This window comes from Plantibacter sp. CFBP 13570 (assembly GCF_014841395.1).
Taxonomy (GTDB): Bacteria; Actinomycetota; Actinomycetes; order Actinomycetales; family Microbacteriaceae; genus Plantibacter; species Plantibacter auratus.
Window position 1 is genome coordinate 63,972 of the sequence record NZ_JACYTW010000009.1, and the last position, 14,051, is coordinate 78,022.

The 14,051-nt window shown below is 69.6% G+C and carries 13 protein-coding genes and 1 tRNA gene; 9 read left to right on the plus strand and 5 right to left on the minus strand.

Annotated features, from left to right (window positions below; translation table 11 throughout):
* Positions 1 to 20: 20 nt before the first annotated feature.
* Complete coding sequence (locus tag IFT89_RS05255; protein ID WP_159878845.1) at positions 21 to 833, plus strand: ABC transporter ATP-binding protein; 813 nt, start codon at positions 21 to 23, stop codon at positions 831 to 833.
* 156 nt (positions 834 to 989) lie between these two features.
* Positions 990 to 1,238: a type B 50S ribosomal protein L31 gene (locus IFT89_RS05260; protein WP_056005588.1), complete on the plus strand. Its 249-nt coding sequence runs from the start codon at positions 990 to 992 to the stop codon at positions 1,236 to 1,238.
* Positions 1,239 to 1,310: 72 nt separating this feature from the next.
* Here the strand turns inward: IFT89_RS05260 and IFT89_RS05265 are convergent, their stop codons facing one another.
* Positions 1,311 to 2,084 carry a 3'-5' exonuclease gene (locus IFT89_RS05265; RefSeq protein WP_137241651.1) on the minus strand — a complete coding sequence of 258 codons (774 nt, stop codon included), beginning with the start codon at positions 2,082 to 2,084 and terminating at the stop codon, positions 1,311 to 1,313.
* Positions 2,085 to 2,188: 104 nt separating this feature from the next.
* Between IFT89_RS05265 and IFT89_RS05270 the strand changes: the two genes are divergently transcribed.
* A complete protein-coding gene (locus tag IFT89_RS05270) occupies positions 2,189 to 3,091 on the plus strand; it encodes an alpha/beta fold hydrolase (protein ID WP_137241650.1) in 903 nt (300 codons plus the stop codon).
* A gap of 4 nt (positions 3,092 to 3,095) precedes the next feature.
* Here the strand turns inward: IFT89_RS05270 and IFT89_RS05275 are convergent, their stop codons facing one another.
* Positions 3,096 to 3,998: a Sir2 family NAD-dependent protein deacetylase gene (locus IFT89_RS05275; protein WP_085510927.1), complete on the minus strand. Its 903-nt coding sequence runs from the start codon at positions 3,996 to 3,998 to the stop codon at positions 3,096 to 3,098.
* 138 nt (positions 3,999 to 4,136) lie between these two features.
* On the opposite strand from IFT89_RS05275, the gene IFT89_RS05280 reads away from it, so the two are divergent.
* Complete coding sequence (locus tag IFT89_RS05280) at positions 4,137 to 4,940, plus strand: TrmH family RNA methyltransferase (protein WP_138947103.1); 804 nt, start codon at positions 4,137 to 4,139, stop codon at positions 4,938 to 4,940.
* An 85-nt stretch (positions 4,941 to 5,025) separates the two neighbouring features.
* Positions 5,026 to 6,270 carry a D-alanyl-D-alanine carboxypeptidase family protein gene (locus IFT89_RS05285; RefSeq protein ID WP_137241648.1) on the plus strand — a complete coding sequence of 415 codons (1,245 nt, stop codon included), beginning with the start codon at positions 5,026 to 5,028 and terminating at the stop codon, positions 6,268 to 6,270.
* A gap of 39 nt (positions 6,271 to 6,309) precedes the next feature.
* Here IFT89_RS05285 and IFT89_RS05290 read toward each other — a convergent pair whose 3' ends face one another.
* Complete coding sequence (locus IFT89_RS05290) at positions 6,310 to 7,119, minus strand: SGNH/GDSL hydrolase family protein (RefSeq protein ID WP_079705978.1); 810 nt, start codon at positions 7,117 to 7,119, stop codon at positions 6,310 to 6,312.
* Between the two features lie 148 nt (positions 7,120 to 7,267).
* Between IFT89_RS05290 and IFT89_RS05295 the strand changes: the two genes are divergently transcribed.
* Complete coding sequence (locus tag IFT89_RS05295; protein WP_240043850.1) at positions 7,268 to 9,085, plus strand: DEAD/DEAH box helicase; 1,818 nt, start codon at positions 7,268 to 7,270, stop codon at positions 9,083 to 9,085.
* Positions 9,086 to 9,313: 228 nt separating this feature from the next.
* Here IFT89_RS05295 and IFT89_RS05300 read toward each other — a convergent pair.
* Positions 9,314 to 9,397 (minus strand) — tRNA-Leu (locus IFT89_RS05300).
* A 176-nt stretch (positions 9,398 to 9,573) separates the two neighbouring features.
* Between IFT89_RS05300 and IFT89_RS05305 the strand changes: the two genes are divergently transcribed.
* From IFT89_RS05305 to mshC, 3 genes are all read left to right on the plus strand, one after another.
* Positions 9,574 to 10,893, plus strand: a complete 1,320-nt coding sequence (locus tag IFT89_RS05305) for a M20/M25/M40 family metallo-hydrolase (RefSeq protein ID WP_086473246.1) — start codon at positions 9,574 to 9,576, stop codon at positions 10,891 to 10,893.
* Positions 10,894 to 11,007: 114 nt separating this feature from the next.
* Complete coding sequence (locus IFT89_RS05310) at positions 11,008 to 11,832, plus strand: undecaprenyl-diphosphate phosphatase (protein WP_086473245.1); 825 nt, start codon at positions 11,008 to 11,010, stop codon at positions 11,830 to 11,832.
* Entirely contained in the window at positions 11,829 to 13,067 is a 1,239-nt protein-coding gene (gene mshC, locus IFT89_RS05315) for a cysteine--1-D-myo-inosityl 2-amino-2-deoxy-alpha-D-glucopyranoside ligase (protein WP_086473244.1), read from the plus strand. The genes IFT89_RS05310 and mshC overlap by 4 nt, the downstream gene beginning before the upstream one ends.
* A gap of 46 nt (positions 13,068 to 13,113) precedes the next feature.
* Here the strand turns inward: mshC and IFT89_RS05320 are convergent, their stop codons facing one another.
* Positions 13,114 to 14,040 carry a proteasome assembly chaperone family protein gene (locus tag IFT89_RS05320; protein WP_191941123.1) on the minus strand — a complete coding sequence of 309 codons (927 nt, stop codon included), beginning with the start codon at positions 14,038 to 14,040 and terminating at the stop codon, positions 13,114 to 13,116.
* Positions 14,041 to 14,051 lie beyond the last annotated feature (11 nt).

Consider the following 14,051-nt stretch of genomic DNA (forward strand, 5'->3'; position numbering starts at 1 on the left):
TTGGCGGATAGGCTAGGACCATGCCGAGCGTGTTGCAGTTCTCCGATGTGTCCGTCGTCCGCAATCTCAACCCCATCCTCGATGGCGTCGACTGGACGGTGACGGGCGACCAGCGATGGATCGTCCTCGGCCCGAACGGCGCCGGCAAGACGACGCTCCTGCAGCTCGCGGCCACGCTCATCCACCCCTCGAAGGGCACGGTCTCCGTGCTCGACGAGACGCTCGGCCGGGTCGACGTCTTCGAACTGCGCCCACGCATCGGCTTCGCGTCCTCCGCCCTCGCGAAGCGGGTGCCGCCGGAGGAGACCGTCCTGGACGTCGTGCTCACGGCGGCCTACTCGGTCACCGGGCGCTGGGTCGAGCAGTACGAGGACATCGACGTGAAGCGCGCGTCGCGGGTCCTCGCCGAATGGAAGCTCGACCACCTCGCCGACCGCCGCTTCGGCACACTGAGCGACGGCGAGCAAAAGCGCGTGCAGATCGCGCGGGCCATCATGACCGACCCCGAACTCCTCCTGCTCGACGAGCCGGCCGCGAGCCTCGACCTCGGCACACGCGAGGAGCTCGTCGAGCTGCTCGGCGGCTACGCGAGCGCCGACGACTCACCGGCGATCATCATGGTGACCCACCACGTCGAGGAGATCCCCGTCGGCTTCACCCACGTCCTGCTCGTTCGCGACGGCGGCATCGTCGCCGCCGGCCCGATCGCCGAGACACTCACGGCCGAGCACCTCAGCGAGACCTTCGACCTCCCGATCGAACTGACCGAGGAGGACGGCCGGTTCCACGCCCGCTCGGCCCGCGCCGGACGCTCGGCCGTCGCTCCCTCCTGACCGCCATGCTCGGCGAGTCGTCCTCGGCTGGCGAGCAGACGCGCGCCGAGTCTGGTAAAGTCGACCTTTGGCTCGCGGAGCCAAGAGCTTTCTGCCTCGTGCCTGGAGTTCCGAGCGCGGGTACTACCCACACCATCCACTCAACAAGGACTGCTGATGAAATCTGACATCCACCCCACGTACGAAGCCGTCGTCTTCCGCGACCTCGCCTCCGGCGCGACGTTCCTCACGCGCTCGACGGTCTCGTCGGGCAAGACGATCGACCTCGACGGCGTCACCTACCCGGTGATCGACGTGGAGATCTCGTCCGAGTCGCACCCGTTCTACACGGGCAAGCAGCGCATCATGGACTCCGCCGGTCGCGTCGAGAAGTTCAACCAGCGCTTCAAGGGCTTCGGCAAGTAGTCCTTCAGCTGGAATACACGAACGCCCCGATCCTCGGATCGGGGCGTTCGTCGTCGTGCCGAGCCGTACAGCTCAGATGCCGATGGGCAGCTGGTCCGCTGGGACGATGATCGGCGCCTCGGGTCGGGCGGCAGGGCGTCCGGTGCGGATGGGCCAAGCACCGTCGGCGACGAACTCGGGATCGCGCACGCGGCGCATGTAGGACTGGAAGCTCTCCGCCTGCTCAAGCGACCAGGTCCGCTGGGCCTCGTGCAACTCGTCGACGCTCGTCGGCAGGGCGTCGGCATGAAGCCGACCGATGGCTTGAGCGACGCGTCCGGCGGCGACGGCGTCCACCCCCGCGTCATGCGCACCCTCGAGCGGAACGCCGTGTAGGGCGGCGACGACCTCGAGCGTCCGCTTGCCGCGCCGGAAGGTGTCGAGCCGCCGGTCGAGGATCAGCGGGTCGACGACGGGGGACGGGTCGGTGATCGACGTCACCCCGTGTCGCTCCGCCTCGAAGTGCAGGAGGGAGAAATCGTACGGAGCGTTGTAGGCGACCACCGGGGTCCGCGCGGCGAACAGCTCGGTGAGGACGGCGACGATCTCTCCGACGACGGCCGGCGCCGGACGCCCCTCCGCCCGGGCCCGCTCCGTCGTGACGCCGTGGATCTCGGCGGCGCGAGCGGGGATCTCGACCCCGGGATCGGCCATCCACGACCACGAACGTTCGACCGAACCGTCCGCGGTGATGACACCGACGAAGGCGGTCACGATGCGACTCGTCTCCACCTCGATGCCCGTCGTCTCGAGATCGAAGACCGCCAGGCGGTCCGTCCAGTGGGGATTCGCATCGACCGTGTTCACGCCTTCACCCTATGACGCACCTCCGACAGGGTCCTGTGCCACGCCGGGGCGGCACGGTCCGCGTCGTCGGGTGAACGCGGAGCCGGACTGCCTAGACTGAGTGGATGCCCGTCGAATCACCGTACGCCGACCAGCTCGACCGCATCCCCGTCCGGGAGCGCTCGCTCATCGTGGACGGAGCCGAGACCCGGTTCTGGGACTACGGCGACCACGAGGCGTCGACGACGATCGTCATGGTGCACGGGTTCCGGGGCGACCACCACGGCCTCGAACCGGTCGTCGCGCAGCTCTCCGGGTTCCGGATCATCGCTCCGGACCTCCCCGGCTTCGGCAGCTCGGCACCCTTCCCCGAGGCCACCCACTCCGTCGAGGGGTACGCCGCCTGGCTGGGACGGTTCATCGAGGAGCTGCACCTGACCGGCCGTGTCGTCCTGCTCGGGCACTCGTTCGGCTCGATCGTGTCGAGCGCCGCCGTCGCCGGGGGACTCCGACCGGACGACCTCATCCTCGTGAACCCGATCGCCGCCCCGGCGCTCCAGGGCCCCCGCGGCGTCCTGACGAGGCTCGCGGTCTTCTACTACTGGTCGTCCGCGAAGCTCCCGAAACGCCTGGGATTCGCGTTCCTCCGCAACAAGGGCGTCGTGCGCATCATGAGCGTCGCGATGTCGAAGACGAAGGACCCGACGCTCCGTCGGTGGATCCACGCCCAGCACGACCAGTATTTCAGCGCCTTCGCCGACCGGGAGGTCGTCCTCGAGTCGTTCACCGCCTCGGTCAGCCACGATGTCAGCGAGTACGCCGACCGGATCCCGAGCCGGACGCTGCTCATCGCCGCCGAGCGTGACGACATCACGCCCGTCGCCGCGCAGTACGCGCTCGCGAAGCGGTTCGCCGACGCGCAGCTGCACGTCATCCCGGGCGTCGGACACCTCATCCACTACGAGGAGCCGCACGACGCGGCGCAGCGCCTCACTGCGTTCCTCGCGGACGACCGCACCGACGCCTGAGGCGTCAGGCGTCGGTCGCCTCCTGCGAGACGACGCTCGTGAAGGCGGACGGGACCAGGCGAGCGGCGATCCCGGTGAGCGTCTCACTGGCACCAGCGTCGAGCTTCACGTCCGCGCGGCCGTCCGCCTTCGTGACGCCGCGGTTGATGACGACGATCGGCAACCGCTTCCGGCGGGCGAGTTCGAGGAGCCGGATCCCCGAGTTGACCACGAGCGACGACCCGGCGATCACGAGTGCGTCGGCGCCGCGCACGAGTGCTGCCGCCTCGGCGTACTTCTCCGTCGGGATGAATTCGCCGAAGAAGACCACGTCCGGCTTCAACATGCCGCCGCAGACCGTGCACACGGGGACGACGATCTCGTCGACCCGCCCGACCTCGGCATCGCCGTCCGGGTTGATCGTCACGTCCGTCTCGGTGTCGAGCCACGGGTTCAGGGCTGTCATGCGCTCCGCGATGCTCGACCTGGCGTAGCTCTGCCCACAGGAGAGACAGCTGACGCGGTCCATCGACCCGTGCAGGTCGACGACGCGGCGCGAGCCGGCCCTGACGTGGAGGCCGTCGACGTTCTGCGTGATGACGCCGTCGGCGATGCCGGCCTCCTCGAGGAGCGCGATCGCCCGGTGGCCGGCATTCGGGCGAGCACCGTCGAACCGCTTCCAGCCGAGGTGGCTGCCGGCCCAGTAGCGTTTGCGCGCGGCGTCGTCGTTGGACAGGAACTGGTCGACCGTCATGGGGGTCCGGACCGGAGCGCCCTGGCCCCGGTAGTCGGGGATGCCGGAGTCCGTGCTCACGCCGGCCCCGGTGAGGAAGGCGACACGTCGGTCCGCGAGCAGCTCGATCGCCCGTTCGAGCCCGGCCTCGGCCGTCTCGTCAGCGGGATCCCCTGCTGCGATCAGCGTGCTCATGCCTGCTCCGTCCATCCGTCCGCGATGACCGGAGTGCTCCGGGCCATCACTTCCCCTGAGTCTAAACGGCCTCGTTTTCGATCGTGTTCCCACTCTGGCAAGGTGGAGGTCGAACATCGCGTCGAGAGGACGTCTCACATGCAGGTCATCCGGATCACCGATCTCGACGACGGACGACTCGACGACTACGCGCGACTGACGGACGTCGCCCTCCGCCGGGTGTCCGAACCCGCCGGTGGCCTGTACATCGCCGAGTCGACGAAGGTCATGGAACGTGCGCTGCGCGCCGGGCACCGACCGCGATCGGTCCTGCTGCAGGAGAAGTGGCTCGAGGACGTCTCGCCACTCCTCGAGGACCACGACGTCCCGGTCTTCGTCGGCGAGCCCGCACTCCTCGAGCAGCTGACGGGCTTCCACCTGCACCGGGGAGCCCTCGCGGCGATGCACCGCCCACCGCTCGCCGATCCCGCCGAACTCCTCGCCGACGCCCGCCGGGTGGTCATCCTCGAGGACATCGTCGACCACACCAACGTCGGCGCCATCTTCCGCTCGGTCGCCGGCCTCGGTGCCGACGCCGTCCTGATCACCCCGCGCTGCGCCGACCCGCTGTACCGCCGAAGCGTCCGCGTCAGCATGGGCACGGTCCTGCAGGTGCCGTGGACCCGCCTGCCGGAATGGGACGTCGCTTCCGGCGTCCTGCGGGATGCCGGCTTCGAGACGGCCGCCTTGGCCTTGGCCGACGATGCCGTGGACCTCGACACCTATGCTCGGACCGCGCCGGAACGACTCGCCATCGTGCTCGGCGCCGAGGGTGACGGTCTGAGCGCCTCGGCCCTCGCCGCCGCCGACACGATCGTGACCATCCCGATGCTCCACGGCGTCGACTCGCTGAACGTCGCGTCGGCCAGTGCCGTCGCCCTCTGGGAGCTCCGGGTCCGCTGACCACGGTCCCACGCTGCCCGAGGACCACCCGGTCGGCGGCACGTCGCGACAGGGTACGCGCAGGAGCGCCGGGTAGCATGACCGGGTGCCACTCACGAGACGACAGATCTACCGCCGCCGCCGTCTCGCCGTCTTCGGTGTCCTCGCCCTCCTCATCGGGGTGTTCGGGTACAGCGCAGGCGCGCTGCTCCGCCCGGTGCCGGCCGCGGCTGCGACGCTCGATTCCAGCGACGCCCTCACCACCTCGCTCGTCCAGCAGACCACACCGGTCGCCTGGCCCGGATTCGGGCGGGGCGCCATCGGTGCCGTCGGGTTCGACGGCGTCCTGAGTTCGAGTGGCGAGCAGACGCCGTTCCCCATCGCGAGCATCACGAAGACGATCACCTCCCTCGTCGTGCTGGAGGCCAAGCCGCTCGCCGCGGGAGATCAGGGCCCATCCATCACGCTGACCGACGCCGACGTCGGGTTCTACTACGACACCATCGCGGAGAACGGTTCAGCGGCACCCGTCGTCGCCGGGTCGGTGTTCACCCAGCGGCAGATGCTCGAAGCACTGCTCCTCCCGTCGGCGAACAACTACAGCATCTCCCTCGCCGTCTGGGCCTTCGGTTCGGTCGACGCGTACCTCGACGCGGCGCGCGCCTGGCTCGATGCACGTGGGCTGACGGGCACGACCGTCACGAACACGAGCGGCCTGGGCGAGACGAACGTCAGCACCCCGAGCGACCTCGTGACCATCGGCAAGCTCGTGCTCGCCGACCCGGTGCTCTCGTCGATCGTCAAGGAGCCCACGGCGGTGCTGCCCGCCATCGGCGAGGTCGAGAACACGAACGCCCTCCTCGGCCAGTACGGGGTGACCGGCATGAAGACGGGGACCGACGACGCCTCGGGCGCCTGCCTGCTGTTCTCCGCCGACCTCCAGGTGGCGGGGCGGACGGTGACCGTCGTCGGCGTCATCCTCGGTGCCGACGACCACACCGTGCTCAACGAGGCCGTGGTCTCCCTGTTGCAGAGCGTGCCGGCCGGATTCCACCAGGTCCAGCTCGCCACCGCCGGGCAATCGGTCGGCTCCTACTCGACCGCGTGGGACCAGGCCGCGAAGGTCGTCGTGGCCTCCGACGCCTCCGTGCTCGTCTGGCAGGACACCCCGATCACGGTCGAGAGCCGCGCCAGAGCCATCGACGCGGGTGCCGCCGGTTCGACGGTCGGGAAGCTCAGCTACACCGTGGGGGCGGGCGCGGAGGGCGGCGCGGCGACGATCGACGTCCCGCTGGCCCTCGACGCGGACGTCACGCCGGTCACGCCCTGGTGGCGCCTGACCAACCCGTGACCGCAGCAGACGCCGGAGCCCGGGTGATCGGCCGGACGGTCAGACGTCGAGTTCCTGGTCCTGCGCTGCGACCGTGAGGAACGGGCCGGCGAGCGGTCGCTTGGCGGTGATGTGGTCGCCGGACGACTGGTGCCGCACCCGACGGAGCACCCACGGCACGAGGTACTCACGCGCCCAGGCGAAGTCCTCGGTCCGGGCCTGACGCCAACGCCTGACGGGGAGCGGCTCCGGCTGCAGCGGCTTGAGGTCGTTCTCGACGTTCAGCGCGTGCAGGACGAGGCGGGCGACCTCGTGGTGGCCGAGCGCGTTCAGGTGCAGGCGGTCCGGTGCCCACATCCGCGGATCCTGGATCGCCTGGAGGGCCCACTGGTCGGCGATGATGCAGTCGTGTCGGGCGGCGATGGCCCGCAGGTTCTCGTTGTAGATCGCGACCTTGCCGCGGATGCTCCGGAAGACGGGGGAGAAGCCGACGTCCACGCCGGTGAACAGCACGACCGTCGCTCCGTCGCTCCGGAGTCGGATGATCGCCTGCTCGAGTCGTCTGGCGATGTCGTCGGGGTCTGTGCCGGGCCGGATCACGTCGTTGCCGCCCGCCGAGATCGTGATGAGGTCCGGGTGCAGCTCCAGGGCCGGCTCCACCTGGTCGTCGAGGATCTGCTGAGCGAGCTTGCCGCGCACCGCGAGGTTGGCGTAGGCGAAGTCCGAGTTCTGCGCGGCCAGCACCTCGGCGACGCGATCGGCCCATCCGCGGTGCCCGCCCGGCGCCCCCGGCTCGGGATCGCCGATCCCCTCCGTGAACGAGTCGCCGATGGCGACGTACCGCGACCAGGGATGGTGCTGTTCGGTCATGGGTGGTTCCTCCTGCTGTGCATCCGGAACCTCCAGCGTACGCCCGCCCCTCGGCTGGCGGATCAGTCGCGAGTCGGACATCCGGATGGGTGTCGGGGACGCACACGATGGTCGGCGGTGTCGGTGCGGCCGGGTACAGTGGTCTCCAGTGAACGCGGAAATCTCTTCGACCCAGCACCTGGGCGGGTCCGCAGCCGAACACCTCTCACCGGCCTTCCCGGAACGCGCAGCGTGGGGCACGGCGAGCAAACTTCGAGCCTGGCAGGCCGAGGCGCTCGAGCAGTACTTCACGACCGAACCCCGTGACTTCCTCGCGGCGGCGACACCGGGCGCAGGCAAGACGACGTTCGCGCTGCGGCTCGCCTCCGAACTCCTCCATCGCGGAACGATCGACCGCATCACGGTCGTCGCCCCGACCGATCATCTGAAGCGCCAGTGGGCCGAGGCCGCGAGCCGGGTCGGCATCCGCCTCGACCCGAACTTCGCGAACCGCGATCAGGTCTTCGGCCGCCACTACCACGGTGTCGCGGTCACCTACGCCCAGGTCGCGGCGAACCCGCCCGTGCATCAGCGCACGACCGATTCGGGTCGCACCCTCGTCATCCTCGACGAGGTCCACCACGGCGGCGACGCCCTGAGCTGGGGCGACGGCATCCACGAGGCCTTCTCGCGGGCGACTCGTCGCCTGTCCCTGACCGGGACCCCGTTCCGGTCAGACACGGCACCGATCCCGTTCGTGGTCTACCAGCCGGATCACCAGGGCATCCGGACCTCCGTCACCGACTACAACTACGGGTACGGTCGAGCACTCCAGGACGGGGTCGTCCGTCCGGTGCTCTTCATGGTCTACGCCGGCCACATGCGCTGGCGGACCAAGGCCGGCGACGAGATGGAGGCCCGCCTCGGCGAGGGCAACACGAAGGACATCACCTCCGCGGCCTGGCGCACCGCCCTCGACCCCCAGGGTGACTGGATCCCGGCGGTCCTGAAGTCCGCTGACCTCCGACTGTCCGAGGTCCGTCAAGCGGTCCCCGACGCCGGCGGACTCGTGATCGCCACCGACCAGACGACCGCGCGAGCCTACGCCGCCATCCTGCACGAGCTGACGGGGGAGCAGCCCACGATCGTCCTCTCCGACGAGAAGGAGGCCAGCGACCGGATCGCCGACTTCTCGGGGAACACCAAGCGCTGGATGGTCGCGGTCCGCATGGTGTCGGAAGGCGTGGACGTCCCACGACTCGCCGTCGGCGTCTACGCGACGTCGTCCGCCACGCCGCTGTTCTTCGCGCAGGCGATCGGGCGATTCGTCCGGGCACGTCGACGCGGCGAGATCGCCAGCATCTTCCTCCCGAACGTGCCGAACCTGATGGCCCTCGCTGAGAAACTCGAGCTCGAACGCGACCACGCACTCGACCGCCCGAGCGACCCGGACGCGGAGGGCGACCTCTTCAACCCGGAGGACGCGATGATGGCGGCCGCGGAGCGCGAGGACAAGGCTTCCGACTCACTCCTCGAGGAGTTCACCTGGCAGGCCGTCTCCTCGGACGCGCACTTCGACCGGGTGGTGTTCGACGGCGACGAGTTCGGCGAGCTCGCCCAGCCGGGCACCGAGGAGGAGTTCGACTTCATCGGGTTCCCCGGGCTCCTCGAGCCTGAACAGGTGCACGAGCTGCTCGTGCAGCGCCAGAGCCGCCAGGCCAAGCGCGGGGCGTTCGTCGACAAGAACGCCGCCTCGCCGAGTCCGCAGGCGGACATCCCCGCTCCGCTCTACCGCACCCTCAAGGAGCAGCGCCAGGTGCTCAACACCCTGGTCGGCCTCTACGCCAAGCACACGAAGGAGCCGCACGGACTCGTGCACGCCGAACTGCGACGCGTCTGCGGCGGCCCCGCCGTGGCACAGGCGAGCGTGACGCAGCTGCAGTCGCGCATCGACCTGCTCCGTCGGCGCCTGGGCCACGGGCACTGAGGACAGCGCTTCTTCTCGCGCGCGCGTTCTCCTGCATCGCGGTCAGCCCGCCGGAGCTGCCCTTCGACAGGCTCAGGGACCGGCGGTGCAGGCTCAGGGACCGGCGGAGGTGCGCCGGATTTCGCTCTGGCCGAAGACGATCTCGGGTGTCGGCGTGTCGTGGAGTCCGGCGGAAAAACAAGAACGGCCGGAGCTTTCGCTCCGGCCGTTCGCCGTCTCAACACGGTGTGCGCGAAGGGGGACTTGAACCCCCACGCCCGTAAGGGCACTAGCACCTCAAGCTAGCGCGTCTGCCATTTCCGCCACCCGCGCGTGTTGTGATCGTGTCCGGCTTTCGCTGGGCACGAGAAGAAACTCTAGCACGGATTTCGACAGCCGTTCACCACCTCGTACCGCCAGAGGATCTTCTCGACGGCTTCCGGCCGTGCGCCGACCGCGCAGAACGGGGGAGAGGTGCAGCGGTCAGGGCCGACGGGTAGCGTGGAACCATGACCTCCGGCTCAGACGCATCCGACCTCACGCTCGACGAGACCACGCGGATCGCGCGGGACCTCATCCGCATGGACACGACGAACTACGGTGAGGGCCGCTCCAACGGCGAGACGGAGGCCGCCGAATATGTCGAGGCGTACCTCCGCGACCTCGGTCTGGAGCCGGAGCTGATCGACGCCGCTCCGGGCCGGACCAGCGTGGTCGCGCGGGTCGCCGGTGCGAACCCCGAGAAGCCGGCGCTCGTCGTACACGGACACCTCGACGTGGTGCCTGCCGACCCTGCGAACTGGTCGGTGGACCCCTTCGGCGGCGAGATCAAGGACGGCCTGCTGTGGGGACGCGGGGCCGTCGACATGAAGAACATGGACGCGATGATCCTCGCGTCGCTCCGCGAGATCCTCGACAGCGGCCGCCGCCCGGAACGCGACCTCGTGATCGCGATGTTCTCGGACGAGGAGAACGGCGGTGTGTTCGGCTCGCACCACCTCGTGACGGAACGACCCGAGCTCTTCGCCGGCGCGACCGAGGCGATCAGCGAGGTCGGCGGGTACTCGATCACGTTCGGCGGACGCCGCTCCTACCTCCTCCAGACCTCGGAGAAGGCCCTCGTCTGGATCAAACTGGTCGCGACCGGACGAGCGGCCCACGGATCCCGCTACGTGCAGGACAACGCCGTCACCCGCCTCGCGGAAGCGGTGGCGGCCATCGGACGCACCGAGTGGCCCGTCCGACTCACCGACACCACCGAGCAGCTGCTCCGTGAGATCGCCACCATCCTCGGCACCACACCCGAACGGCTCGGCCCGGACGAGCTCGCCCTCGCGACGGGTACGGCCTCCGGCTTCATCCAGGCCTCGCTGCGCACGACGAGCAACCCGACCCTGCTGCAGGCCGGCTACAAGCACAACGTGATCCCCGATCGCGCCGAGGCGCTCGTCGACATCCGCACCCTGCCCGGCGAGGAGGACGCCGTGCTCGCGCGCGTCGCGGAGATCGTCGGTGAGGACATCGAGATCATCGTCATGCACCGCGACATCGGCCTCGAGACACCGTTCTCGGGTCCGCTCGTCGACGCGGTCGTCGAGACGCTCGGGCGCCACGACCCCGGCGCCCCGGTGCTCCCGTACATGCTCTCCGGCGGTACCGACAACAAGGCGCTGTCGCTCCTCGGCATCACCGGGTACGGCTTCGCTCCGCTGCGCCTGCCGGAACACCTGGACTTCCCCGCGATGTTCCACGGAGTCGACGAGCGCGTGCCGCTCGACGCGCTAGGGTTTGGCAAGCAGGTCCTCACGGACCTCCTCCTCGACTACTGACTTCCCACGGTCCGTCTTCGCGCCCTCCGAGCCGCGAGACGCTCCAGGAGCCGCCCCGCCGACGACTGCCGGATCCGGCCGAACACCAGCCATCCGGCTGCAGAAAGGTGCCCTGTGGACCTCATCAACGCCATCATCCTCGGACTCGTCCAGGGACTCACCGAGTTCCTCCCGATCTCGTCGAGTGCGCACCTGCGCATCCTCGGCGAGTTCCTCCCGGGGGCGAAGGACCCTGGCGCGGCGTTCACGGCGATCACCCAGATCGGTACCGAGGCCGCCGTCGTGGTGTTCTTCTGGCGCGACATCGTCCGCATCATCTCCTCCTGGTGCAAGGCCCTCGTCGGCAAGATCCCGAGGGATGACGCCGACGCCCGCATGGGGTGGCTGATCATCATCGGCAGCGTCCCCATCGTCGTGCTCGGCCTGTTGTTCCAGGACGAGATCGAGACGACCTTCCGCTCACTGTGGATCGTCGCGATCATGCTCATCGTGTTCGGCATCCTGCTCGGTGTCGCCGACGCCGTCGGAGCGAAGAAGCGACGACTGAAGAGCCTGACCTACGGCGACGGCGCGATCTTCGGAGGCGCCCAGGCCCTCGCCCTCATCCCCGGTGTCTCCCGCTCCGGCGGCACGATCACGGCGGGGCTGTTCATGGGCTACGAGCGCCGTGCTGCGGCGCGGTACGCTTTCCTGCTCGCGATCCCCGCGGTGTTCGGCAGCGGCTTCTACCAGGTCTTCAAGAGCATCGGCGAGCCGAGCCCGTACGGACCGGTCGAGACGCTCGTGGCCACCGTCATCGCCTTCGTCGTCGGCCTCGCGGTCATCGCCTTCTTCATGAGCTACATCTCGAAGCGCAGCTTCCTGCCCTTCGTCGTCTACCGCATCGTGCTCGGCGTCGTCCTGCTGGTGCTGCTCGGCACGGGCGTGATCAACGCGTGAGGGCCTGGTCCGCCCCGGTCGTGCCGAAGCTGCCCGGCTCCGGCACGGCCCCGTGCCTCTGGGACACCCCGAGCGCCGGGCTCATCGAGGCCTCCGCCGAACGCACGGCGCGGTTGTACGTCTGCGGCATCACGCCGTACGACGCGACCCACCTCGGCCACGCGTCGAGCTACCTCGCCTACGACACCCTGCAGCGCGTCTGGCTGGACGCCGGCTACGAGGTGCACTACGCCCAGAACGTCACCGACGTGGACGACCCGCTGCTCGAGCGGGCCACCGCGACCGGCGTCGACTGGGTCGAACTCGCAGCGAGCCAGGTCGAACTCTTCCGAAGCGACATGGAACGCCTCAGCATCCTTCCCCCCGAGGACTACGTCGCGGTCACCGAGGTCATCGGACCGATCGCCGACGCCGTCGCGCTGCTCATCGAGCGCGGTGTCGCCTACACGGTCGACACCCCGGACAGTGCAGCCGGAGACGACGTCTACTTCGACGTGCGCGCCGCGGCCGACGACGTCTGGCACCTCGGCGCGGAGAGCGGGCTCGACGAAGCGACGATGGCCGCGTTCTTCGCCGAGCGCGGGGGAGACCCCGACCGCGCCGGGAAACGCGACGCCTTCGATCCACTGCTCTGGCGGGCGGCGCGCGACGGCGAGCCGAGCTGGGAGTCACCCGTCGGTCAAGGGCGCCCCGGCTGGCACATCGAGTGCTCGGTGATCGCCCTCCAGCACCTCGGATCCGACTTCACGGTCCAGGGTGGCGGCTCCGACCTCGTCTTCCCGCACCACGATCTGAGTGCCGGGCACGCCGCAGCGCTGTCCGGTCGCCCGCTCGCCAAGGTGTTCAGCCACGCCGGCATGGTCGCCTACGAGGGCACCAAGATGTCGAAGTCCCTCGGCAACCTCGTCCTCGTCTCACGCTTGGCCGCCGACGGAGCAGACCCCTCGGCCATCCGGCTCGCGATCCTCGCGAACCACTACCGCAGCGATTGGGAATGGCACGACGAGCACCTCGTCCTGGCCGATCGTCGGCTCGGGACCTGGCGTTCGGCCTTCGCGACGGACAGCGCGGGTGGCACTTCCGCCGTCGAGCTGCTGCAGGCGATGCGGGTCCGCCTGGCGGACGACCTCGACACGCCGGGCGCCATCGCGCTCGTCGACGCCGCAGCGACGACCGGCGTCGACGACGCCGACCTCGCGCGGTCGGCCGTCGACGCGCTCCTCGGCGTGCGCTGAGTAGGACGGCGACTCACCGGAGTCGCGCCGCGGCGATGGGACCGGGTTACTCGCGGTCCTTCCGCCAGGGCTCGTCGCCCTTGCCCTCGTCCCGACGGAGGTACCGCTCGAACTCCTTGGCGATCGCCTCGCCGCTCGCCTCGGGCGACTCGACGGTGTCGCGCGCCTGCTCCAGCTGCTGGATGTAGGCGGCCATGTCCTCGTCTTCGGCGGCGAGCGTGTCGATCCCGCTCTGCCACTCGCCGGACTCCTCGACGAGGGCTCCGCGGGGGATGACGACGTCGATGAGCTCCTCGAGCTTGTCGATCAGCGCCAGGACGGCTTTCGGGGAGGGCGCGCTGTGCACGTAGTGGGGGACCGAGGCCCAGACCGACAGACTCTGGACACCCTGCCGCTCGGCGGCGTCCGCCAGCACACTGAGGATGCCGACCGGCCCCTCGTACGTGCTGCGCTCGAGCTGCAGAGCCTGCCGCAGCTCCGCGTTCTCGCTCGAGGCGAAGACCGAGATGGGCCGCGTGTGCGGGACGTCGGCGAGCATCGCACCGAGCATCACCATGCCGGTGATGCGCTGCTCGGTGATCACGGCGAGGATCTCGTCGACGAACGCCTTCCAGCCGCGCGAGGGCTCGGCACCGAGCAACACGTAGACGTTGTCGCCACCGCCCTCGCTGACCCGGAGCGCAGCGTCCTCCGCCAGCGGGGTCGCGGGCTTCGCCGCTTCGGGGTCGGGCCCAGAGATCGTGGTACCGGGCCAGGTCAGCGAACGCTTGCCGTCCTCGTCGACGCCGACAGTCGGCCGGTTGAACTGGTAGTCGTAGTAGGGCTCCGGGTCGATCTCGAGCAGCGGGCGGAGGGCGAGCGACTCGCGAAGCACGCGCACCGCGCCGCTCGCCGCCTCGCCGGCATCGTTCCAACCCTCGAACGCCACGACGAGCAGGCGACCGCCCAGCGGCTCCTTGGTGTCTTCCGTCACGTCTCACTCCT

Coding starts and splice junctions, on each gene's coding strand:
- IFT89_RS05255 (WP_159878845.1), top strand. CDS start 21: ATGCCGAGCGTGTTGCAGTTCTCCGATGTGTCCGTCGTCCGCAATCTC.
- IFT89_RS05260 (WP_056005588.1), top strand. CDS start 990: ATGAAATCTGACATCCACCCCACGTACGAAGCCGTCGTCTTCCGCGAC.
- IFT89_RS05270 (WP_137241650.1), top strand. CDS start 2,189: ATGCCCGTCGAATCACCGTACGCCGACCAGCTCGACCGCATCCCCGTC.
- IFT89_RS05275 (WP_085510927.1), bottom strand. CDS start 3,998: ATGAGCACGCTGATCGCAGCAGGGGATCCCGCTGACGAGACGGCCGAG.
- IFT89_RS05280 (WP_138947103.1), top strand. CDS start 4,137: ATGCAGGTCATCCGGATCACCGATCTCGACGACGGACGACTCGACGAC.
- IFT89_RS05290 (WP_079705978.1), bottom strand. CDS start 7,119: ATGACCGAACAGCACCATCCCTGGTCGCGGTACGTCGCCATCGGCGAC.
- IFT89_RS05305 (WP_086473246.1), top strand. CDS start 9,574: ATGACCTCCGGCTCAGACGCATCCGACCTCACGCTCGACGAGACCACG.